Source organism: Streptomyces sp. NPDC059373 (assembly GCF_042751495.1).
Lineage (GTDB): Bacteria > Actinomycetota > Actinomycetes > Streptomycetales > Streptomycetaceae > Actinacidiphila.
Genome location: NZ_JBHYXC010000014.1, coordinates 155,453 through 176,927, shown reverse-complemented (window position 1 = coordinate 176,927; position 21,475 = coordinate 155,453). Strand labels below are relative to the sequence as shown.

Below are 21,475 nucleotides of genomic sequence, written 5' to 3'. Positions count from 1 at the left end.
CACTCCGGGCGGGCCCCGCGGCGTCTACCGCACAGTGCCTACTGGCCCAGCCTCGCCAGGGCGACCTCCGCCGCCTCCCGCAGCCGCGCGTCGCCGCACGCCGCCCGGAGCACGGGCTCGCCGCGCCGGTCGCCGAGGTCGCCGAGGCCCTCCACGCAGGCCAGGGCGATCCGCCAGTACGGCGACTCGGGCTCGGCCAGCAGCCGGCGCAGCGTCTCCATCAACGTGGGCACGGCCTCCGCCGCCCGCAGGGAGACGAGCAGCCGGATCGGCGGAGCCGCGTACGCCACCCGCAGCGGATTGGTGGCCAGGGCGGCGGCGGCGCGGGCGGTGCGGGGGTCACCGAGTCGGGCGAGGGCGCGGGCGGCGATCTCGGCGAGGCCGGGGTCGCGGTAGTTGAGGAGCATGACCAGGGTCTCGAAGGCGCGGGGGTCGCCGGCCTCGGCCAGGGCCACGGCCGCGTCGAGCCGGGCGGCGAGGGACTGCCCGGGCTCGGTGAGGGTGGCCGCGAGTTCTTCGCGTAAGGCGATGTCCACCGGCACACCCTACGCCGCACCAGTCCCATATGGCGCTCATCTGTCAGCGAGCCAAATCACATGGGCGGAGGACTGGCGCCGAAGTTACTCGTCAGTTAGCCTCGAATCAACGCACGTGGTGGCCTGGTGACGCAGCCGCCGTGTGCAGCACTACAGCACGAAGTCGGTTCGGCACCATCGCGGCGCGGCCCCGGGACAGGGCCCGCCATCCCCTTCACGTGTGGGCACGCATACCCGCGTACACGCCCCGCGGCTCCACCCAACTCCACCTCGCACGCCCGCGCGTGTGACCCTCAGCATCTGGAGTCTCGCGATGGACCGTCCCCTTCCTCTTCCCCTTTCCTCCTCCGCCACCGTCGCCGTGGTCGGTCTCGGCACCATGGGCGCCGGAATCGCCGAGGTCATGGTCCGTGCCGGCCATGAGGTCATCGGCATCGACATCAGCGACGCCGCCGCCCGCCAGGCCGTCGAAACCCTGGAGGCGTCCACCGCCCGGGCCGCGCAGCGCGAGCGGATCACCGAGCAAGAGCGCACCGCCGCCCTCGCCCGCTTCCGTACGTTCCACGATCTGCAGGCCGCGGCCGAGGCCGACCTGGTCATCGAGGTCGTCACCGAGCACTTCGACGTCAAGCGTGAGGTCTTCACCGCGCTCGACGGGATCGTGAAGCCCGGGGCCATCATCGCCACCGGCACCAACGCCCTGTCCGTCACCCAGCTCGCCTCGCACACCTCACGCCCCGACCGGGTGCTGGGCCTGCACTTCTTCGCCCCGGCGCCCGCCATGAAGCTGGTCGAGGTCGTCTCGACCGTCCTGACCTGCCCCGACGCCACCAACGCCGTCATCGAGCTGGTCCGCGCACTCGGCAAGGAGCCGGTGCCGGTCGGCGACCGCCCCGGCTTCATCGCCGACGGGCTGCTCTTCGGCTACCTCAACCAGGCCGCGGCGATGTACGAGGCCCGCTACGCGACCCGCGAGGACATCGACGCCGCCATGCGGCTCGGCTGCGGCCTGCCGATGGGCCCGCTCGCCCTGCTCGACCTGATCGGCGTCGACACCGCCCAGACCGTCCTGGAGGCGATGTACGAGGCCTCCCGCGACCGCCTGCACGCCCCCGCCCCAGTGCTCAAGCAGCTCGCCGCGGCCGGACTGCTCGGCCGCAAGTCGGGCCGCGGCTTCTACACGTACGACGCCCCCGGCAGCGCCACCGTCGTCCCCGACGCCGAGACCCCGCAGGCCACCGGCACCGACACCCCCGGGCGCCCCGTCACCCGCGTCGGCGTCGCCGGCTCCGGCACGATGGCCACCGGCATCGCCGAGGTCTTCGCCAAGGCGGGCTACGAGGTCGTGCTCGCCGCCCGCACCCAGGACAAGGCCGACAAGGCCGCGGCCCAGCTCGCCAAGTCCCTCGACCGGTCCGTGGCCAAGGGCCGGCTCACCCAGGAGCAGCGCGACGCCGCCGTCTCCCGGGTCACGGCGGCCGGCTCGCTCGACGGCCTCGCGGACGTCGACCTCGCCGTCGAGGCGGTCGCCGAGGACCTGGCGGTCAAGCAGCAGCTCTTCACGACCCTCGACAAGGTCTGCAAGCCGGGCGCGGTGCTGGCCACCACCACCTCCTCGCTGCCCGTCATCGCCATCGCGAAGTCCACGTCCCGCCCGCAGGACGTGATCGGCATGCACTTCTTCAACCCGGCGCCGGCCATGAAGCTCGTCGAGGTGGTCCGTACGGTCCTCACCGCCGACGACGTCCACGCGACCGTCCGCGAGGTGTGCGGCAAGGTCCGCAAGCACGCGGTGGACTGCGGCGACCGGGCCGGCTTCATCGTCAACGCGCTGCTCTTCCCGTACCTGAACAACGCCGTGAAGATGGTCCAGGAGCATTACGCCACCGTCGAGGACATCGACGCCGCGATGAAGCTCGGCGGCGGCTACCCGATGGGCCCCTTCGAGCTGCTGGACGTCGTCGGCCTCGACGTCTCGCTGGCCATCGAGCAGGTGCTGCACAAGGAGTTCCGCGACCCGGGGCTGGCCCCCGCGCCGCTGCTGGAGCACCTGGTGTCGGCCGGCTGCCTCGGCCGCAAGACCGGGCGCGGCTTCCGCGAATACGCTCGGCGCTGACCCGTACGCGGGCGGGGCGGCCTCACGGCCGCCCCGGAATTCCCACTCGAACGGGGAAACACGAATGCAGTACGGTCCCCATGTGACTCCTCCCCAGGCACAGCCCGGGGCTTCTCACTCGGCCACTGACGTAGCCTCGTGGCGGACAAGCCCTGCCCGGTGCCTTGCGGCACGCCGCACAGCCTAGCAAGGAACAAAGGATGGCCCAGCCCATCAAGCCCGCCCGCACGTCCTCCGCCACCGCCCAGCGGCATCGCGTCCGCCAGGACCTGGCGGCCGCCGCGATGCACCTGTTCGCGAGCCAGGGCTACGAGGCCACGACGGTCGACGAGATCGCGGCGGCGGCCGGGGTCGCCCGGCGTACCTTCTTCCGGCACTTCCGGTCCAAGGAAGAGGCGATCTTCCCCGACCACGACGACACGCTCGTACGGGTCGGCGAGGTGCTGGAGTCGGCGGAGCCGCACGAGCACCCCCTGGACACGGTGTGCCGTGGCATCACGGAGGTCCTGCGGATGTACGCGGAGTCCCCCGAGGTCTCCGTGGAGCGGTACCGGCTGACCCGGGAGATCCCCATCCTCCGCGAGCGCGAGATCGCCTCCGTCGCCCGTTACGAGCGGCTCTTCACCCGCTATCTGCTGGGGCATTTCGACGAGTCCGCCCACCGCGACGGCGACGACGACCCCCTCCTGGCCGAGGTCGCCGCCTCCGCCGTCGTCGCCGCCCACAACCACGTCCTCCGCCGCTGGCTCCGCGCCGGCGGCAAAGGCGACGTCGAAGCCCAGCTCGACCACGCCTTCGTCGTCATCAAGGACACCTTCGGCACCGGCATAGGCGGCGGCCGCGCCCTGCCTGCGGCGCCGCCCGCCACGGTCTCCACGACCGGCGAGGTCGTCATCGCGGTCGCCCGCACGGACGCGTCTCCCGCGGAGGTCATGCGCACCATCGAAAAGGCCCTGAAGGGCGCGTAGCGGCCCCACCGGGGGTTGGGGGTAGGCCGTCCGCCTGAGGCGGGGCAGGCTGGCCCAACGCGCCCCCGGCCGGCAACGGCGCTCACCCCGACGGCGCCGGCCCGTGGAACCGGGGGGTCGTCGCCGGGTGCGGCTCCGTGGCCGGATTGTGCCAGCCCTCCCCCAGCCTTCGGCCGGGAGGTGCCCCCACCTCGCTTCGCTCGCCTTGCGGAACGTACTCCCACAACCCGAGGTCGACCGCAGCGCACGGCGGGTCCGGGGCGCAGCCCAGGGGCACCCAGGGGCACCGCGTTGCTCAGGTGTGACGTACGCGTGCCATCTGCGCAAAATATTTGGCACGCAGTGTCTTGCCGGGTGGCACCGCGTGCCATACCGTGAGTTCTGTCCGGGCGGACGGCGAGTAGAGACACAACGCTCGCCGTCTGTCCCCAAAGGCCCGGACGCCTGCGTCACAGGCATTCACCCGCGCCACCGCGCGCTCTGGCTCGTCCCGTGCGACCGTCACGGAAAGCAGCACCGCCGAACCGACGGCACCACCAGCACCGAGAACACCCCGACGTTCCCTCAAGCGTCCAAACGTCACTACGTCGCGCTTCGCCGGAGGCCCCACCGTGAAGGACATCCTTGACGCGATTCTCGCGTCCGACAGCACCGCCGCAGATTTCGCGGCCCTGCCGCTCCCCGAGTCGTACCGCGCCATCACCGTCCACAAGGACGAGGCGACGATGTTCGAAGGCCTGACCACCCGCGAGAAGGACCCGCGCAAGTCACTGCACCTCGACGACGTCCCCGTCCCCGAGCTCGGTCCGGGCGAGGCACTCGTCGCGGTGATGGCCAGCTCGGTCAACTACAACAGCGTCTGGACGTCGATCTTCGAGCCGCTGCCGACCTTCGGTTTCCTGGAGCGGTACGGCAAGCTCAGCGAGCTCACGAAGCGGCACGACCTGCCGTACCACATCATCGGTTCCGACCTCTCGGGCGTCGTGCTGCGCACCGGCCCCGGCGTGAACGCCTGGCACCCCGGGGACGAGGTCGTGGCGCACTGCCTGTCCGTCGAGCTGGAGTCCTCCGACGGGCACAACGACACGATGCTCGACCCGGAGCAGCGGATCTGGGGCTTCGAGACCAACTTCGGCGGCCTGGCCGAGGTCGCGCTGGTCAAGTCGAACCAGCTGATGCCCAAGCCGAAGCACCTCAGCTGGGAGGAGGCGGCGGCCCCCGGCCTGGTCAACTCGACCGCGTACCGCCAGCTGGTCTCGCGCAACGGCGCCGGAATGAAGCAGGGCGACAACGTCCTGATCTGGGGCGCCAGCGGCGGCCTGGGCTCGTACGCGACGCAGTTCGCGCTGGCCGGCGGGGCGAACCCGATCTGCGTCGTCTCGTCTCCCCAGAAGGCGGACATCTGCCGGGCGATGGGCGCCGAGGCAATCATCGACCGCAATGCCGAGGACTACAAGTTCTGGAAGGACGAGCACACCCAGGACCCGAAGGAGTGGAAGCGCCTGGGCAAGCGGATCCGCGACCTGACCGGCGGCGAGGACGTGGACATCGTCTTCGAGCACCCCGGCCGCGAGACCTTCGGCGCCAGCGTCTACGTCACCCGCAAGGGCGGCACCATCGTCACCTGTGCCTCGACCTCCGGCTACAACCACGAGTACGACAACCGCTACCTGTGGATGAGCCTGAAGAGGATCGTCGGCTCGCACTTCGCGAACTACCGCGAGGCGTGGGAGGCCAACCGTCTGGTCGCCAAGGGCAAGATCCACCCGACCCTCTCCAGGACGTACACGCTGGAGGAGACCGGCCAGGCCGCGTACGACGTGCACCGCAACCTGCACCAGGGCAAGGTCGGCGTGCTGACGCTCGCCCCGCAGGAGGGCCTCGGCGTGCGCGACGAGGAGATGCGCGCGAAGCACATCGACGCCATCAACCGCTTCCGGAACATCTGAGGTCGGACACCAGACATGACTGAGCGTCAGAAGGATCGTCCGTGGCTGATGCGGACGTACGCGGGGCACTCCTCCGCGGATGAGTCCAACGCCCTGTACCGGCGCAACCTCGCCAAGGGGCAGACCGGCCTGTCGGTCGCGTTCGACCTCCCGACGCAGACCGGATACGACCCCGACCACATCCTCGCCCGTGGCGAGGTCGGCCGGGTCGGGGTCCCGGTCTCCCATCTGGGCGACATGCGGCGGCTCTTCCAGGACATCCCCCTGGAGGAGATGAACACCTCGATGACCATCAACGCGACGGCCATGTGGCTGCTGGCGATGTACCAGGTGGTGGCCGAGGAGCAGGGTGCCGACATCGCCAGGCTGCAGGGCACTACCCAGAACGACATCGTCAAGGAGTACCTGTCGCGCGGGACGCACGTCTTCCCGCCCGTGCCCTCGCTCCGCCTGACGACCGACATGATCGCGTACACGGTCAGCCACATCCCCAAGTGGAACCCGATCAACATCTGCAGCTACCACCTGCAGGAGGCCGGGGCCACACCGGTCCAGGAGATCGCCTACGCGATGTCCACCGCGATCGCCGTCCTGGACGCGGTCCGTGACTCCGGTCAGGTGCCCCAGGAGCGGATGGGGGACGTGGTCGCCCGGATCTCCTTCTTCGTCAACGCGGGTGTCCGGTTCGTCGAGGAGATGTGCAAGATGCGGGCCTTCACCCGCATCTGGGAGACCGTCACCCGCGACCGCTACGGGATCGAGAACCCGAAGCAGCGCCGCTTCCGCTACGGCGTCCAGGTCAACTCCCTCGGCCTGACCGAGGCCCAGCCGGAGAACAACGTCCAGCGCATCGTCCTCGAGATGCTGGCCGTCACCCTCTCCAAGGACGCCCGCGCCCGGGCCGTACAGCTCCCCGCCTGGAACGAGGCGCTGGGTCTGCCGCGCCCCTGGGACCAGCAGTGGAGCCTGCGGATCCAGCAGGTGCTGGCCCATGAGAGCGACCTGCTGGAGTACGCGGACATCTTCGACGGCTCGCACGTCATCGAGGCGAAGGTGAACGAGCTGGTCGAGCAGTCGCTCGCCGAGATCCGGCACATCGAGGAGATGGGCGGCGCGATGGCGGCCGTCGAGTCCGGGTACCTCAAGTCGCAGCTGGTCTCCTCGCACGCCGAACGCCGGGCCCGGATCGAGTCCGGCGAGGAGAAGATCGTCGGCGTCAACTGCTACGAGGGCACCGAGCCGAGTCCGCTCACCGCGGATCTGGACGGGGCCATCATGACCGTCGACCCGGCCAACGAGGCGCGGGTGGTGGCCGCGCTGCACGAGTGGCGGGCGAACCGCGACGAGTCCCGGGCCCGGAAGGCCGTCGAGGCCCTGAAGTCGGCGGCGGCCGGCACCGAGAACCTCATGGCGGCCACGGTGGAGTGCGCCCGCGCGGGCGTGACCACCGGCGAGTGGTCCTTCGCCCTGCGCGACGTCTTCGGCGAGTTCCGTGCCCCCACCGGCGTGAGCAGCGCCCCCGTCGCGGTCACCGCCGAGGCCGGCACCCCGCTGGCCGAGGTCCGCCGCAAGGTCGCCGCCACCGCCGCCGACCTGGGCGTCGGCAAGCTGCGGCTGCTGGTCGGCAAGCCCGGCCTGGACGGGCATTCCAACGGCGCCGAGCAGATCGCCGTACGGGCCCGCGACGCGGGCTTCGAGGTGGTCTACCAGGGCATCCGGCTGACCCCCGAGCAGATCGTCTCGGCCGCCGTCGCCGAGGATGTCCACTGCGTCGGGTTGTCCATCCTGTCCGGCTCGCACGCCGAACTGGTCCCGGACGTCCTCCACCGGCTGCGCCGGGCCGGCGTCGACGACGTACCGGTCATCGCAGGTGGCATCATCCCACCGGCTGACGCTGCCAAGCTGATCGAGTCCGGGGTCGCCGCGGTCTTCACGCCGAAGGACTTCGGCATCACGGAGATCATCGGCCGGATCGTCGACGAGATCCGCCGGGCCAACAAGCTGGACAGTACAAGCACGTTTGAATCAGCGGAGGCATAGAAGAGATGCAGTTCGGACGCACATACGAAGAGTTCGAGGTCGGCGCGGTCTACAAGCACTGGCCCGGAAAGACGGTCACCGAGTACGACGACCATCTCTTCTGCCTTCTGACCATGAACCACCACCCGCTCCACATGGACGCGAACTACGCCGAGCAGACCACCGACTTCGGCAGGAACGTGGTCGTGGGCAACTACGTCTACTCCCTCCTGCTGGGCATGTCCGTCCCGGACGTGTCGGGCAAGGCGATCGCCAACCTGGAGGTCGAGTCGCTGAAGCACGTCGCACCGACCTTCCACGGCGACACCATCTACGGCGAGACCAGCGTGCTCGACAAATGGCCGTCAAAGTCCAAGGACGACCGCGGCATCGTCTACGTCGAGACCAAGGGCTACAAGCAGGACGGCACCCTCGTGTGCGTGTTCCGCCGCAAGGTCATGGTCCCCACCGCCACGTACATCAAGGAGCGCGGCGGCGAGCAGCCCGGCCGCCCCGAACTCAACGCCTGAGGAGACTTCAGACCAATGAGCCGTCTTGCGCAGACCGACGGGCTGACGGATATCCAGCAGGAGATCATCTCCACCGTCCGTACCTTTGTCGACAAGGAGATCCTGCCGGTCGCGACCGAGCTGGAGCACAAGGACGAGTATCCGACCGAAATCGTTGAAGGTTTGAAGGAACTCGGCATCTTCGGCCTGATGATTCCGGAGGAGTACGGCGGCCTCGGTGAGTCCCTTCTCACATACGCCCTCACGGTCGAGGAGATCGCCCGTGGCTGGATGAGCGTGTCGGGCATCATCAACACCCACTTCATCGTCGCCTACATGCTCAAGCAGCACGGCACGCAGGAGCAGAAGGACTACTTCCTGCCCCGTATGGCGGCCGGCGAGGTGCGCGGCGCGTTCTCCATGTCGGAGCCGGGGCTGGGTTCCGACGTGTCGGCGATCCGTACGAAGGGTGTGCGCGACGGCGACGACTACGTCATCAACGGCCAGAAGATGTGGCTGACCAACGGCGGCACGTCCAACCTGGTCGCGGTGCTGTGCCGCACCGACGAGGGGCTGTCCCCCGAGGAGGCGGCCGCCAAGCCGCACAAGTCGATGACGACCTTCCTCATCGAGAAGGAGCCGGGCTTCGGCCCCAATCCGACGGTCCCGGGTCTCACCGTGCCCGGCAAGATCGACAAGATGGGCTACAAGGGCGTCGACACCACGGAGCTGATCCTCGAGGACGTCAGGATTCCGTCAAACCGCGTCCTCGGCGGCCAGAGCGGCCGTGGCTTTTACCAAATGATGGACGGCGTCGAGGTTGGCCGAGTCAATGTGGCCGCCCGCGGCTGCGGCGTGGCGCGGCGCGCCTTCGAACTGGGCATCTCGTACGCCCAGCAGCGGCAGACCTTCGGCAAGCCGATCATCGAGCACCAGGCCATCTCCTTCAAGCTCGCCGAGATGGCCACCAAGGTCGAGGCGGCCCACCAGATGATGGTCAACGCGGCCCGCAAAAAGGACTCCGGCCAGCGCAACGACCTGGAAGCGGGCATGGCGAAGTACCTCGCGTCGGAGTACTGCAAGGAAGTGGTGGAGGACGCGTTCCGCATCCACGGCGGCTACGGCTTCTCGAAGGAGTACGAGATCGAGCGGCTCTACCGGGAGGCTCCGATGCTCCTGATCGGCGAGGGAACAGCCGAGATCCAGAAAATGATCATCGGACGACGACTCCTTGAGGAGTACCGTATCCAGGGCTGAAAGTCCTAAAAATGCCGATTTGCCCGAGATGATGGTCACACCCAGTCATCACTTCTCGGCCATCGACTCGGCGGCTGGCTTGCCCAGTTGCAGGTTTGAACCGATACCATTCCTGTAAAGCCGCCGTCCCCAGAACCATCTTGCGGCACCCTCCGCTACGAAGGTCTTCCATGCCCCACAGCCATTCCTCTGCACAACGCGGCCGGGTCCGCCTCGCGCGCGGAGCGTCGCCGTGGCTCCTCCCGACCGTGGCCACCGCAGCGGTCAGCCTCTCCCGCGCCCGCCGTTCCGGGCGCTGGGCGGCCGTGGCCGTACCCACCACCGCACTCGCTGCGGGCATGCTGTGGTTCTTCCGCGACCCCGAGCGAGAGATCGCCCAGGGCCGCGTCATCTCTCCGGCCGACGGCGTGGTGCAGAGCATCATGCCGTGGAAGGACGGGCGTACCCGCGTCGCGATCTTCATGAGCCCGCTGAACGTCCATGTGAACCGTGCCCCGCTCGCGGGCGAGGTCACCTCCGTGGAGCACATCCCCGGTGGGTTCGTTCCGGCGTTCAACAAGGAGAGCGAGAACAACGAGCGCGTTGTCTGGCACTTCGACACCGAGCTCGGCGACATCGAGATGGTGCAGATCGCGGGCGCGGTCGCGCGGCGCATCGTCCCGTACGTGCCTGCCGGCACCAAGGTCGAGCAGGGCGAGCGGATCGGCCTGATCCGCTTCGGCTCCCGGGTCGACATCTACCTCCCGGAGGGCGTCGAGCCCGCCGTCGAGGTCGGCCAGACCACTGTGGCTGGGGTGACTCGCATTGACCGTGATTGATCCTGACGCCGTTCAGGCACCGTGGGCCGCCGAGATCGATGACGACGGCATCGACGATGTCGATGACATGCCGCTCTCCACGCGGCTGTCGATAGCGGACACCCTTACTCTCGGTAACGCGATCTGTGGCTTCATGGCGGTGTACTTCACCACCACGGGTGTCCTGGTCCCGCACCTCATGGGCAACGCCGACGGCGGCATGGCGCGGCACAGCGCCGCGACGGCTGTTCTGCTGATGCTCATGGCGTCCGTCTTCGACCTCTTCGACGGGCTCGTGGCGCGTAAGCTCCGCAGCTCCGCGATGGGCGCCGAGCTGGACAACCTCTCCGACCTGATCAGCTTCGGCCTGGCCCCCGCGTACTTCGTGGTCGTCTGGGGCCTGATCACCGACGACGCCCACGGGCGCGTGTCGGCGGTCGCCGCGGTCGTGGTGCTGCTGGCGGTCGTCCTCCGGCTCGCACGCTTCTCGTGCACGACGGTCCGGGACGGCTTCTTCCAGGGCATGCCCAGCCCCTTCGGGGCGATGACGGTGATCTCGGTGGTGCTGCTGGGGCTGCCGTTCATCCCCACGCTGCTGGCGATCGTCGGCGTGGCCTGGCTCATGGTCAGCCGCGTCGAGTACCCCAAGCCGCGCGGCCGCCTGGCCATCGTCACGCTGGCCTGGATCGTCCTCAGCATGGGCTGCCTCGTCTGCTGGGCCTTCGCCGTCCCCGGCGGCGACCTGCTCCTGCAGACCGGCGCCACGCTCCAGATCGTCGCCGCGGTCTTCATCCCCCTCTTCGCGACGACCCGCCGCGTCAACACGATGCGGGCGAACCGGCGCGAGGCGCGGGCGGAGCAGCTGCCGTAGTTCTTGCCGGAAATGGGGTGGGCCCGAGCCGACCGGCTCGGGCCCACCCCATTTCCATGCCCAACCCGGCCACGGACCGTCAGCCGCTGACGCACCCCCGGACACCCACCGTCTTAGTGCGCGCCGTCGCCGGGTGCGGACCGGTTGGGCCAGCCCCAGTCCCTCCCCCAAAGCGGACGGCCTACCCCCAACCTGGGGTTTCTACAGGAAGTCGTGGGCGATCTGCGCCGCGAGGCGCTCGAGCAGGGGCCCCGCCTCGGCCATGCAGCGCGCGGGGTCGGGTTCGAGGTCGGTGAGGGCGTAGGCGCGGCGGATGCCGGCGGAGCCGAGGGCACCGGGGGTGAGGGCGAGGCGGCCGCAGACGGCGATGACCTCCAGGCCGCGGGCGCGGGCGGCGGTGGCGACGCCGGCGGGGGCCTTGCCGTGGAGGGTCTGCTCGTCGAGGGAGCCCTCGCCCGTGATGACCAGGTCGGCACGGTCGAGGGCGTCGGCGAAGCCGAGCATGTCGAGCAGCACTTCCACGCCCGGCCGGAAACCGGCCCGGAGCCCGACGAGCGCGCCGAAGCCGACCCCGCCGGCCGCACCCGCGCCCGGGGCCTCGGCGGCCGACTCGGCGCCCAGCACCTCCGCGTACCGCCCGAGGGCGGCGTCCAGGGCTGCGACGTCCTCCGGGGAGGCGCCCTTCTGGGGACCGTAGACCGCGGCGGCGCCCTTGGGGCCGAGCAGCGGATTGTCGACGTCGCTGGCGAGCACCACCTCGGTGTCGGCGAGCCGGGGGTCGAGCGTGGTCAGGTCGGCCGTGGCCAGTGCGGCGAGAGCGCCGCCGCCGGGGCCGACCGGCTCGCCGTCCGCGTCCAGCAGCCGCGCGCCGAGCGCGACGAGCATGCCGGCGCCGCCGTCGTTGGTGGCGCTGCCGCCGACCCCGAGCACGATGGACCGCGCGCCCGCGTCCAGCGCGGCCCGCAGCAGCTCACCGGTGCCGTACGTGGTCGCCGTGAGCGGCGCGAAGGTCCCGGCCGGCAGGTGGCGCAGCCCGGAGGCCTCGGCCATCTCCACCACAGCCGTCCCGTCGCGGAGCGCGTACGAGGCCGTGACAGGTTCGCCGAGCGGCCCGGTCACGGTGACCTCGCGTCGTTCGAAGCCGGCCGCGACCGCCGCGTCGACGGTGCCGTCACCGCCGTCGGCGACCGGCACGGACTCGACCGTCACGCCGGGTACGACAGCGCGCAGGCCCGCGGCGACCCGCTCGGCCACCTGCACAGCCGTGAGCGAGCCCTTGAACTTGTCCGCGGCGATCAGCACCCGCTGCGTCTGGGTCACCATTGAACTCCTTGTATGCAAGGTCGCGCCGTTCGGACCCTATCCCGCGTGCCGCGATCTGCCCATTCCCCTGCCGTCGGGGCCCGGTGATCGGCACAATGGCCACGTGCCGGAGTTCGTGGAGTTAACGCTGGATGACGGGGCCGCGATCCGACTGGAAGTGGCGCCCGTGGGAGAACCGCGAGCGGATCTGCCCGACGGGTTCGGGGAGGTCGAGCCGGTGGCCCGGGGGCGGGCGTCGGAGCTGGCGGTGGAGACACTGCGGGTCGCGCTCCGCCCGCTGGGGACGGTGCTTCAGGAGATCCACGACGCGGTGGCCACGACCGCCGACCCGCCGCACGAACTGAGCGTCTCGTTCGGGGTCCAGATCGGCCAGGACCTCAAGCTCGGCGTCGTGGGCGCCAACGGCAACGCCAGCATGACCGTTTCCGCGACCTGGCAGATCCCGCCGCACAGCGGCTGACCCATGGGATGGTTCCGCAGTGCTCCCGGCGACGGCCCGGCGGACGTACGCGCGGCGTTCGTGTCCGTACTGCGCTCGCACGACCGGCGTGCGGCCGGCGGTGGAGTGCTGCTGTCCCGCAGCCGGCTCCTCACCTGCGCGCATGTGGTCAACGACGCCCTCGGCAGGGAGCTGCTCAGCACCGACCACCCGGCGGGGGCCGAGATAGCCGTCTCCTTCCCCGAGCAGGCCGTCCCGGTGCGCCGGCTCGCCCGACCGGTGCTGTGGATGCCGCCGCGCAGGGCCGACGGGAAGGCGGGTCCCGTGCCGAGGGGCGCGCTGGAGTGGGCCGGTGACCTGGCCGTCCTGGAGCTGAGCGAGCCGTCCCCGCCGGGCGCGGCGGCCCGGCCCTGGACGGACATGTACGAGGGCCAGACCGTGCGGGCCTGGCATGGCGGCGGGCAGCGGGCCACCTTCGTGGACGTGCTGGTCAAAGCCTGTGACAGCCGGATCGCCTACGTCGACGGCGCCCTGACGGGGGCGGCCATCGGGCCGGGGTACAGCGGTGGCCCGCTGTGGTCGGCGGACCAGGAGGCGACGGTGGGCCTGGTGGCCGCGCACATCCGGCCGTCGGCGGGGCCGTTCTCGGCACAGCAGGTGGTGCGGCGCAGCTGGTGCATCCCCTGGCAGGCGGTGCGGGCCGAGCTGGAGCGCGCCGGCGTCAAGGGCCTCCGGGAGGCGGCCGGGGAGCCGGGGAACGGAGAGCACGGACCCGGCGTCGCGGATCCTCGGGCCCACCAGTTCACCGAACCGCTCGCCGCGCTGCTCGGCGACCCGGCGGTACGCACCGATCACGCCCGCCGGCTCGCCGAGCAGTGCGGCCTGGGCTGCCCCACCGACGGAAGCTGGCCCTCGATCGACGAACTCGCCACCGTTCTGGCCGTCCACCCCCGGGGCCTGGCGACCCTGGCCGAGTCGCTCGCCCCGCAGCTGACCTCCCCGTCCGGCAGGGCCGTACTGGACGAGCTGGTGCTGCTCGGCGCGGCGTCGGGCACCGCGCGGCTGCTTTCGTACGGCGAGTACCGGCGGCTGGTCGACCGGCTGGCCCCGCTGGTCCGGGCCGACCCGGGGCTGCTGCCCAGAGCCGCCGCCGACGCGCTGAAGTACCACCATCTGCCGCCGCCCCTGCAGTCCGGCCGGGTCACGGTGGAGACCCTCGACGAAGCGGTGTGCGCGCTGGAGCAGCTCAACGACAGCGCGCCGGTGCCGCTCGGCACGCCCCGGGTGCCCGCGCTGCTGCGGCTGGTCGAGTACGTGGCCGTCTGCGTCCCCGGCACCGACCGGGAGGGGTTGCACGCCTGGAGCGGCCGGGTCGCCAAGCGGCTCGGCATCCACGATTCGGCCCTGTACGAGCGCCGGGCCGACGCGGTCGCCTGGGCCGGGGCGCGCCGGTCCTCGGCGGCCCGGGCGGTGGTCTCGCTGAGCCGGTGGGGCGCCGACGCGGAGGACCGCTACGCGTGCGCCCTGTGGCGCGGCCGCCCGGACGGGAGCGCGGCCCGGGTCGCCGCCGGGGAGGACCGGCCCCGTACGCCCGCGGAGGTCGCCCAGGTCGTGCGGGACACCGTGCACGGGCTCAACCCTGAGCAGGACGACGGCGTCCCTCTGGTCGAGGTCGTCGTGGACCGCGACGGGCTGCAGATACCCGTGGACGAATGGAACGGCATGTTCCCGGACGAGATGATGCCGCGCCGGCTCGGCGAGGACTTCCATGTCGTCCTGCGCTGCCCGGAGTTGCGCCGCCGCTCGCGCAGTGGTGAGCAGGATCTGGCGCGCCGGTGGAACGCGCGGGGCACGGGCGAGGCGCTCGTGGTGGACGAGCGGATCACGAAAGAGAAGCTGAGACAGCTGCTGATGAAGCATCTGCGCTGTTCGCGGGTGGTGCTGCACGGCGGCCGCGAGCAGCGGGCGGAGATGCTGACGTACTCGCTGGCCATGGGAGTGCCGGTGGTGCTGTGGGACCGGGAGGCGATCGGGCACCAGGACGCGGGCAGGCTCGCGGCGGTGGATCCGGAAGGCCCTCTGGACGAACTGCCCGAGCGTGTGCGTTGCTTCCGGTTGGACGCTTATGCCGACCCGGCGGACCTGCCCACCAGGCCTGCCTTGGTGTGGGAGGACGCGGACCGCCGGTTGCCGAGCGAGCTGTGGCTCGCCGATCCATCGGAACGGACGGAGGAGCGATGACGCAGGCGCCCGACACCGACTGGCGGTTGTTCCGCGGCGACGGCAGCACACGCGTGGTGGAGTTCCCGGAGGCCCCGCCCTGGCGGCGTTTCACCCCGGCGGGTGAGGGTGCCGCCCGGCCCAGCCCCTATCTCATCGGGCCGGTCGAGGCGGACGTGGTGACCGCCGCCCTGCGCGTGCGCCGGCCGCTGCTGGTCACCGGGCATCCGGGCACCGGCAAGTCGTCGCTGGCCCGGGCCATCGCGCGGGAACTGTCGCTCGGCCGGGTGCTGAAGTGGCCGGTCAACAGCCGCTCGACGCTCAGGGAGGGGCTGTACCACTACGACGCCATCAACCGGCTGCGCGAGACGAACCTCCGCCGCGACCAGGACGGCCGGGGCGAGGCCGCCGCCGACCCGGGCATCGGATCGTATGTGCGGCTCGGTCCGCTGGGCACGGCACTGGTCCCGGGCGGGCAGCCGCGGGTGCTGCTGGTGGACGAGCTGGACAAGGGCGACGTCGATCTGCCGAACGACCTGCTGACGGTCTTCGAGGACGGCGAGTTCGAGATTCCCGAGCTGGCCCGGCTGCCTGAGGAGCAGTCACAGGTGGAGGTGCTGACCGCGGATCCGGACGGTGCGCGGGTGCCGGTGGTGCGGGGTCGGCTGCGCTGCCGCGAGTTCCCGGTGGTGGTCATCACCAGCAACGGCGAACGGGACTTCCCGCCGGCCTTTCTGCGCAGGTGCGTCCGGCTCGACCTGCCCGACCCGGACGAGGAACGGCTCCGCAGCATCATCGCCGCCCACCTGGGCGAGGAGGCGCTGGCCGGGGTCGACGACCTGGTGGAGGCCTTCCTGGGCCGCCGCGCCCCGGGCGAGCTGGCCACCGACCAGCTGCTCAACGCGGTGTTCCTGCGGATCGGCGGGGTGGACCTGGACGCCGAGGGTCTCCTGGAGGCCGTACTGCACCGGCTCGGCGGGACGGTGTAACGGCAGTGCCGGGGCGGCTGCTTCGGGTCCTGGAGGACAGCGGCGCCGAGCTGTCCGCCGGGGAGTTGCTGGACGCCCTCTGGCTGGCCCGTGACCTGCCGTCCGGCGCCGCCGCGCCGGTCGCCCGCGCGCTCGGCGGCGTCGCGCCCGCCGCCCCCGCGGACACGCCGCCCGAACCACCAGCTCCGCGGGAGCCGCCCGAACCGCCCCGGCCCGCGCCACCCGCCGGGCGCCCGTTGGCCCCGACGCCGCGCCGGTCCCGCACCGTACGCCGTCCCGGTGCGCTGCACGCCAGCGCCGACCCGCCTGCCGCGCGCAGGCGGACCCAGCCGAACGGCGAGGGCCCGCCTGAGAGGTCCGCGCGGCCGGTCCGGGTGCCCGAAGAGAAGGCGCTGGGGACGGACGAACTACGGCTGGGACGCTCGCTGCGTCCGCTGAAACAGCGTTACCAGACCGGCCGCAGCTGGGAACTGGACGATGACGCGACCGCCGAGGCGATGGCAGACACCGGCCTGCCCGAGGTGATCATGCGTCCGACCCGGGAGCGCTGGCTGGATCTGGCGCTGGTGGTGGACGACGGTCTGTCCATGCTGCTGTGGCGACGGCTGGCGACCGAACTGCGGGCGCTGGCCGAACGCCTCGGCGCGTTCCGCAATCTGCGGATGTACGGCCTGGACAGCCGCGCGGGCCGAGGGCCGCTGCTGCGCGTCCGGCCCTACGACCCGGCCTCGCCGGTGCTGTCCACGGCCGCGGTCTGCGACCCGTCCGGCCACACCCTGGTCCTGGTGGTGAGCGACGGGGTCGGCACGGCCTGGCGCGACGGCCGGATGCGCGGGGTGCTGGAACGCTGGGCGCGCCACGGACCCACCGCTGTGGTGCACGCGCTTCCCGCCCGCATGTGGCGCAGCTCCGGGATCCGCGCGGAGACCTGGCAGGTGACCACCCGTCGCCGGGGCGCGGCGAACGAGAGCTGGCACGTCGCCGATCCGGTGCTGCCGCCCGGGGTGGCGGACTTCAGCGGGGTGCCGGTGCCGGTCCTGGAACCCCATCCGGTCACGATCGCGCGGTGGGCGAACCTGGTCGCCTCGCCCGGCGGCAGCGCCGTGTTGCCGCTGGCCGCGTGGGACAGCCCCACGGAGCCACGTCCGGTCGGTGGCCTCGCGGATCCGGTGCTGCGGTTCCGGGACACGGCATCCCCGCAGGCCTATCGGCTGGCGGCGCATCTGGCGGCTGTGGCGCCGGTCTCGGTCCCGGTGATGCGGCTGGTGCAGGCGGCGGTGCCGTGGCATGCCGACACGGCCCATCTGGCGGAGGTCTTCCTGGGCGGGCTGCTGCGGCGGTCGGACGCCGACTCCCGTTCGCTGCCGCCGGAGCACCAGCGGTTCGACTTCGCCGAACGGGACCGGGAGATCCTCCTCGACGTGGCGCCGCCGAGCGAACTGGCCCGTACCAGCCACGCGGTGACCCAGAAGCTGTCGGTGCTCGCCGGCCGCTCCCCCGACTTCCCGGCCTGGCTGGCCCATCAGCGCGGCACGGATGTCCTGCCCGACCGCTCGCGGCCTTTCGGCTGGCTCGGCACCCGGCTGATGGCCCATCTGGGCGCGCCGCCCGCCGAGCCCCCCGCCGGGCGGTCCCCGGCGCCCGATCCGGCCGCCTGGGAGGAGCCGGATCTGACGGCACCGCCGTCCACCTGGCGTTCGCTGCGCGCGGACGACCCGCGCTACATCGGCCCGTACAAGCTGATCGAGCGCAGCGACGTACGAGGGACGGCCACCGCCTATCTGTCCCTCGACGGTGAGGGCAACGAGGCGGTGGTGGAGGTGGCCGGGCCGCGCGGCCGGGACCGGGCCAGGGAGTTCGTGGAGAACGAGGTCACCGCGCTGAGCCGGATGGCCGGGCGCTATGCCCCGAGCCTGATCGCCTCGGGTCCGGGCGACCGGCTGCCGTGGCTGGCGATGGAGCTGGTGACCACCGACGCCCAGATCCCGGCGCCGACGCTGCGGGCGCTCGGGCAGAAGCACGGCTCGCTGGCGGCGTCGGACTGGTTTCTGCGGATCGCCTGGCATCTGTCCCGGGGCCTGACCATCCTCGGGGCGAACGGCATCGTGCACGGCGCGCTGACCCCGGAGACGGTGCTGGTCACCGAGCACACCGTACGGATCACCCACTGGATGACGGCGCGGATCGACGGAAGCTCCCCCCGGGGCTCGGAGTCCACACCCTTCGCCTCGGACGCGGCCTACCGGGCTCCGGAAATCCGCTACCCCGACGATCTGGGCCCCGAGACGGACGTCTACTCGCTGGGCGCGATCCTCATCGCGGCGAGCACCGGGCAGATCTCGCACCGCCTGTTCCGCCAGTCCCTGCTGCCGTCGCTGGCGGTCAGTGCCTATCCGCCGGTGATACGGGCCATGCTGGCCGGCTGCGTCGACGACGCCCCCGCGGCCCGCCCGGCCGCCGCCGAGGTCACCGCGGCCATCGAGTCCTGCCTGCCCGGACCGCCCCCCGAGGACCCCGAGCAGGACCCGGCCACCGCCCGCACCGACGCCCCGGCCGGCCGTCTGATCACCCTGCGCCGCGACGCGCGCCGCCGGGCGCCGCAGGGCGAGTACGAACGGCTGGTGCGTGCCATCCGTACGCCGGTCAACGGCAACCGCAGGATCAGCGTGGCCAGCCACACCAAGGGGCTGGGTTCCAGCACGATCAGCGCCGTCCTGGGCGCCGTCCTGGCCGAGCAGCGCGGCGACCGGGTGCTCGCCATCGACGTGGACAGCCATCCCGGCAGCCGGGTCGCGCTCAGCCGGCGCTTCTACCAGAACGCCCCCTTTCAGCTGCGGGACACGACGTGGCGGCTGCCGACGGTGACCGACTACGACTCCCTGCGCGGCTTCCTGGTGGAGGACGCCTCAGGGCTGACGGTGGTGACCAACGGCGCGATGGCCCGGTCGGGGAACGCCTGGCGCGACCGTTACGACAGCGTCCGCAGCTACCAGGAGATTCTCGGCTGGGTGGCCCCGCACTTCCCGGTGCTCCTCACCGACGAGGCCGACGAGTCCGGCAGCCTCTCCCGCCCCCAATTCGGCCACACCGACTCCCTGGTGATCGTCACGGCCGAGGACACCATGAGCCTGGGCCGCACGAAAGACCTTCTGGAGGGCCTGGAGGTCACGCATCCACAGCTCGTCCGGGAAGCCGTCCTCGTGGTCAACAAGGGCCGCAGCACCCCCGGCGAGGCCACCGTCCAGAGCGTGAACCGGCTCTCGGAACGCTGCCGCGGGGTGATCGTCATGCCGTACGACGGCCATCTCGCCTCCACCGGCGTTCTGCTCCTTGACTGGCTCGCGGACGAGACGTACGAGATGGGCCTGCGGCTCGCCGCGCTGGTCGCCGAGGGCTTCGCGACCCCGGCCGCCGGTTCCGGTAGACCGGAGGCATGACACAGGGCCTGCACGACAAGATCCTCGGCGGCTGGCTGGGCCGGATCGCCGGCAACATGCTCGGCAAGCCCGTCGAGCGCGGCGACCACTGGACCCGCGACCGTATCGACCGCTATCTGCGGCGCGCGGACGCGCTCCCGCTGACCGACTACATCCCGGCGCTGGATCCGCTGCCCGGCGAATTCGAACTGCGCCCGGAGTGGCCGCAGTGCACGCGGGGCAACATCCACGGCAGCGCCCGTGACGACGACGTGGACTACGCGATCCTCGGCCTCGACCTGCTGGAGACGCACGGCTTCGGTTTCACCACCGAGCAGGTCGGCGAGCTGTGGCTGCTGCGGCTTCCCTACCTGCAGACCTTCACCGCCGAGCGCGCCGCGTACCGCAATCTCGCCAACGGGGTGAAGCCGCCGCTCACCGCCACCCTCGACAACCCCTACCAGGAGTGGATCGGTGCGCTGATCCGCGCCGACATCCACGGCTGGACCTCCCCCGGCGACCCCGCCCGGGCCGCCGCCCTCGCCCGCCGCGACGCGGTCCTGTCCCACTCCGGCAACGGTGTCTACGGCGCCATGTGGGCGGCGGCGCTGGTCGCGGCCGCCTTCACCGCGCCGCACGCCCGGGCCGCCCTCGACACGGCCGTGGAGCACATCCCGCCGGGCAGCCGGCTCGCCCGTACCGTCCGCCACACCGCCGCGCTGCACGAGGCGGGCGTCGGCTGGGCCGACGCCCTCGCCGAGCTCGACAAGGACCACGGACGGCTCCACTGGATCCACACGGTCCCCAACGCCGCGCTGATCACGGCAGGGCTGTTGTACGGGGCAGGGGACTTCTCCGCCACCATCGCCCTGACCGTGCGCGGCGGGCTGGACACCGACTCCTCGGGGGCGACGGCCGGCTCCGTGGCCGGGGTGCTGTGCGGGGCCGCCGCGATCCCGCCGCAGTGGACGGAGCCACTCGAGAATCGGGTCCGCAGCGCGGTGTTCGGTTTCGACGGTGTGAAGATCACCGAACTGGCCTCCCGCACGCTGGGCCTGGTCTCGTAGGCTCGGTGCTTGTGCGATACATCATCATCGGTGCCGGAGCCGTGGGCGGTTCCATCGGCGGACGGCTGTACGAGAGCGGGCACGAGGTCGTCCTCGTCGCGCGCGGCGCGCATCACGACGCCCTGCGCGACCGGGGGCTGACCCTCCGCACGCCGGACGAGGTGCTGAGCCTGCGCGTGCCGGTCGTCGACCGCCCCGAGGCCCTGGAGCTGCGGGAGGACGACGTCCTGGTCCTCGCCGTGAAGACCCAGGACACCACCGCCGCCCTCGACGCCTGGGCGCCGTCGGCGGGCCATCTGCCGCTGGTCTGCGCGCAGAACGGCGTCGAGAACGAGCGCCTCGCCCTGCGCCGCTTCCGCCACGTCTACGGCATGTGCGTGTGGCTGCCCTCCACCTACCTCGAACCCGGCGAGATCACCGCCCCCGCCGGTCCCCTCACCGGCATGCTGCACCTCGGCCGCGCCCCGCACGGCACCGACGACACCGCCCTGCGCATCGCCGCCGACCTGGAGAAGTCCCACTTCCTCGCCCCCGTCGTCCCCGACGTCATGCGCTGGAAGTACGCCAAGCTCCTCGCCAACCTCGGCAACGCCATCCGCGCCCTCACCGGCCCGCCCGCCGGTGACGCGGACCTCGCCCTGCGCCAACGCGCGTTCGCCGAGGGCGTGGCGGTCCTCGACGCCGCCGGCATTCCGTACGCGAGCGAGGCCGAGCAGGCCGAAGAGCGCGGCGACCGCGTCGACATCCGACCGGTCGCAGGCAGCCCCTACCTCGGCGGCTCCACGTGGCAGAGCCTCGCCCGTGGCACCGGCTCCACCGAGGTGGACTACCTCAACGGCGAGATCGTGCTGCTCGGCCGCGAGCACGGCGTACCGACGCCGGTCAACGAGACCCTGCAGCGACTGACGAACGCGGCGGCGCGCGGGCACAGTTCGCCCGGCAGTGTGACGATCACCGAACTGGCGGCGGCCGTCGCGGCGTCGGCCGTAGGTTGAGGCA

16 protein-coding genes are annotated in these 21,475 nt (G+C 71.7%); 14 read left to right on the top strand and 2 right to left on the bottom strand.

The genetic code is table 11. The annotated features are described in order from the left end of the window. Positions 1-38: 38 nt before the first annotated feature. Entirely contained in the window at positions 39-536 is a 498-nt protein-coding gene (locus tag ACFXJ5_RS20920; protein WP_384632854.1) for a HEAT repeat domain-containing protein, read from the bottom strand. Between the two features lie 313 nt (positions 537-849). Here ACFXJ5_RS20920 and ACFXJ5_RS20915 point away from each other — a divergent pair, with 313 nt between their 5' ends. The 8 genes from ACFXJ5_RS20915 (at position 850) to pssA (ending at position 11,022) form a co-directional block, all read left to right on the top strand. Continuing rightward, the gene (locus ACFXJ5_RS20915) at positions 850-2,652 is read left to right on the top strand and encodes a 3-hydroxyacyl-CoA dehydrogenase family protein (RefSeq protein ID WP_384632851.1); all 1,803 of its coding nucleotides are present in this window, start codon (positions 850-852) and stop codon (positions 2,650-2,652) included. A 200-nt stretch (positions 2,653-2,852) separates the two neighbouring features. Continuing rightward, on the top strand, positions 2,853-3,620 hold the full coding sequence (locus ACFXJ5_RS20910; RefSeq protein ID WP_384632848.1) for a TetR/AcrR family transcriptional regulator: 768 nt from the start codon (positions 2,853-2,855) through the stop codon (positions 3,618-3,620). Positions 3,621-4,231: 611 nt separating this feature from the next. Then, a complete protein-coding gene (gene ccrA, locus ACFXJ5_RS20905; protein WP_384632845.1) occupies positions 4,232-5,569 on the top strand; it encodes a crotonyl-CoA carboxylase/reductase in 1,338 nt (445 codons plus the stop codon). A 15-nt stretch (positions 5,570-5,584) separates the two neighbouring features. Beyond that, positions 5,585-7,609, top strand: coding sequence for a protein meaA (locus tag ACFXJ5_RS20900; RefSeq protein ID WP_384632842.1), 2,025 nt, complete (start codon positions 5,585-5,587; stop codon positions 7,607-7,609). Positions 7,610-7,614: 5 nt separating this feature from the next. After that, positions 7,615-8,118, top strand: a complete 504-nt coding sequence (locus ACFXJ5_RS20895; RefSeq protein ID WP_384632839.1) for a MaoC family dehydratase — start codon at positions 7,615-7,617, stop codon at positions 8,116-8,118. Between the two features lie 15 nt (positions 8,119-8,133). Then, complete coding sequence (locus ACFXJ5_RS20890) at positions 8,134-9,354, top strand: acyl-CoA dehydrogenase family protein (protein WP_384632837.1); 1,221 nt, start codon at positions 8,134-8,136, stop codon at positions 9,352-9,354. Between the two features lie 170 nt (positions 9,355-9,524). Then, positions 9,525-10,172: a phosphatidylserine decarboxylase gene (locus ACFXJ5_RS20885; protein WP_384632834.1), complete on the top strand. Its 648-nt coding sequence runs from the start codon at positions 9,525-9,527 to the stop codon at positions 10,170-10,172. Then, positions 10,159-11,022 carry a CDP-diacylglycerol--serine O-phosphatidyltransferase gene (pssA, locus tag ACFXJ5_RS20880; RefSeq protein ID WP_384632831.1) on the top strand — a complete coding sequence of 288 codons (864 nt, stop codon included), beginning with the start codon at positions 10,159-10,161 and terminating at the stop codon, positions 11,020-11,022. The genes ACFXJ5_RS20885 and pssA overlap by 14 nt, the downstream gene beginning before the upstream one ends. Positions 11,023-11,223: 201 nt before the next feature. On the opposite strand, the gene ACFXJ5_RS20875 is transcribed toward pssA, so the two are convergent. Then, positions 11,224-12,345 carry a glycerate kinase gene (locus ACFXJ5_RS20875; RefSeq protein ID WP_384632828.1) on the bottom strand — a complete coding sequence of 374 codons (1,122 nt, stop codon included), beginning with the start codon at positions 12,343-12,345 and terminating at the stop codon, positions 11,224-11,226. A gap of 103 nt (positions 12,346-12,448) precedes the next feature. Here ACFXJ5_RS20875 and ACFXJ5_RS20870 point away from each other — a divergent pair, with 103 nt between their 5' ends. Genes ACFXJ5_RS20870 through ACFXJ5_RS20845 form a run of 6 tightly spaced genes read left to right on the top strand, consistent with a single transcriptional unit; the run spans position 12,449 to position 21,471 of the window. Further along, the gene (locus ACFXJ5_RS20870) at positions 12,449-12,805 is read left to right on the top strand and encodes a CU044_2847 family protein (RefSeq protein ID WP_384632826.1); all 357 of its coding nucleotides are present in this window, start codon (positions 12,449-12,451) and stop codon (positions 12,803-12,805) included. A gap of 3 nt (positions 12,806-12,808) precedes the next feature. Then, a complete protein-coding gene (locus tag ACFXJ5_RS20865) occupies positions 12,809-15,025 on the top strand; it encodes a VMAP-C domain-containing protein (RefSeq protein ID WP_384632823.1) in 2,217 nt (738 codons plus the stop codon). Further along, complete coding sequence (locus tag ACFXJ5_RS20860; protein ID WP_384632820.1) at positions 15,022-15,993, top strand: AAA family ATPase; 972 nt, start codon at positions 15,022-15,024, stop codon at positions 15,991-15,993. Before ACFXJ5_RS20865 ends, ACFXJ5_RS20860 begins: the two co-directional genes overlap by 4 nt. 5 nt (positions 15,994-15,998) lie before the next feature. Beyond that, complete coding sequence (locus ACFXJ5_RS20855; RefSeq protein WP_384632817.1) at positions 15,999-19,430, top strand: SAV_2336 N-terminal domain-related protein; 3,432 nt, start codon at positions 15,999-16,001, stop codon at positions 19,428-19,430. After that, positions 19,427-20,476, top strand: coding sequence for an ADP-ribosylglycohydrolase family protein (locus ACFXJ5_RS20850; RefSeq protein ID WP_384632814.1), 1,050 nt, complete (start codon positions 19,427-19,429; stop codon positions 20,474-20,476). Before ACFXJ5_RS20855 ends, ACFXJ5_RS20850 begins: the two co-directional genes overlap by 4 nt. Positions 20,477-20,487: 11 nt before the next feature. Beyond that, a complete protein-coding gene (locus ACFXJ5_RS20845) occupies positions 20,488-21,471 on the top strand; it encodes a ketopantoate reductase family protein (RefSeq protein ID WP_384632811.1) in 984 nt (327 codons plus the stop codon). Positions 21,472-21,475: the final 4 nt, after the last annotated feature.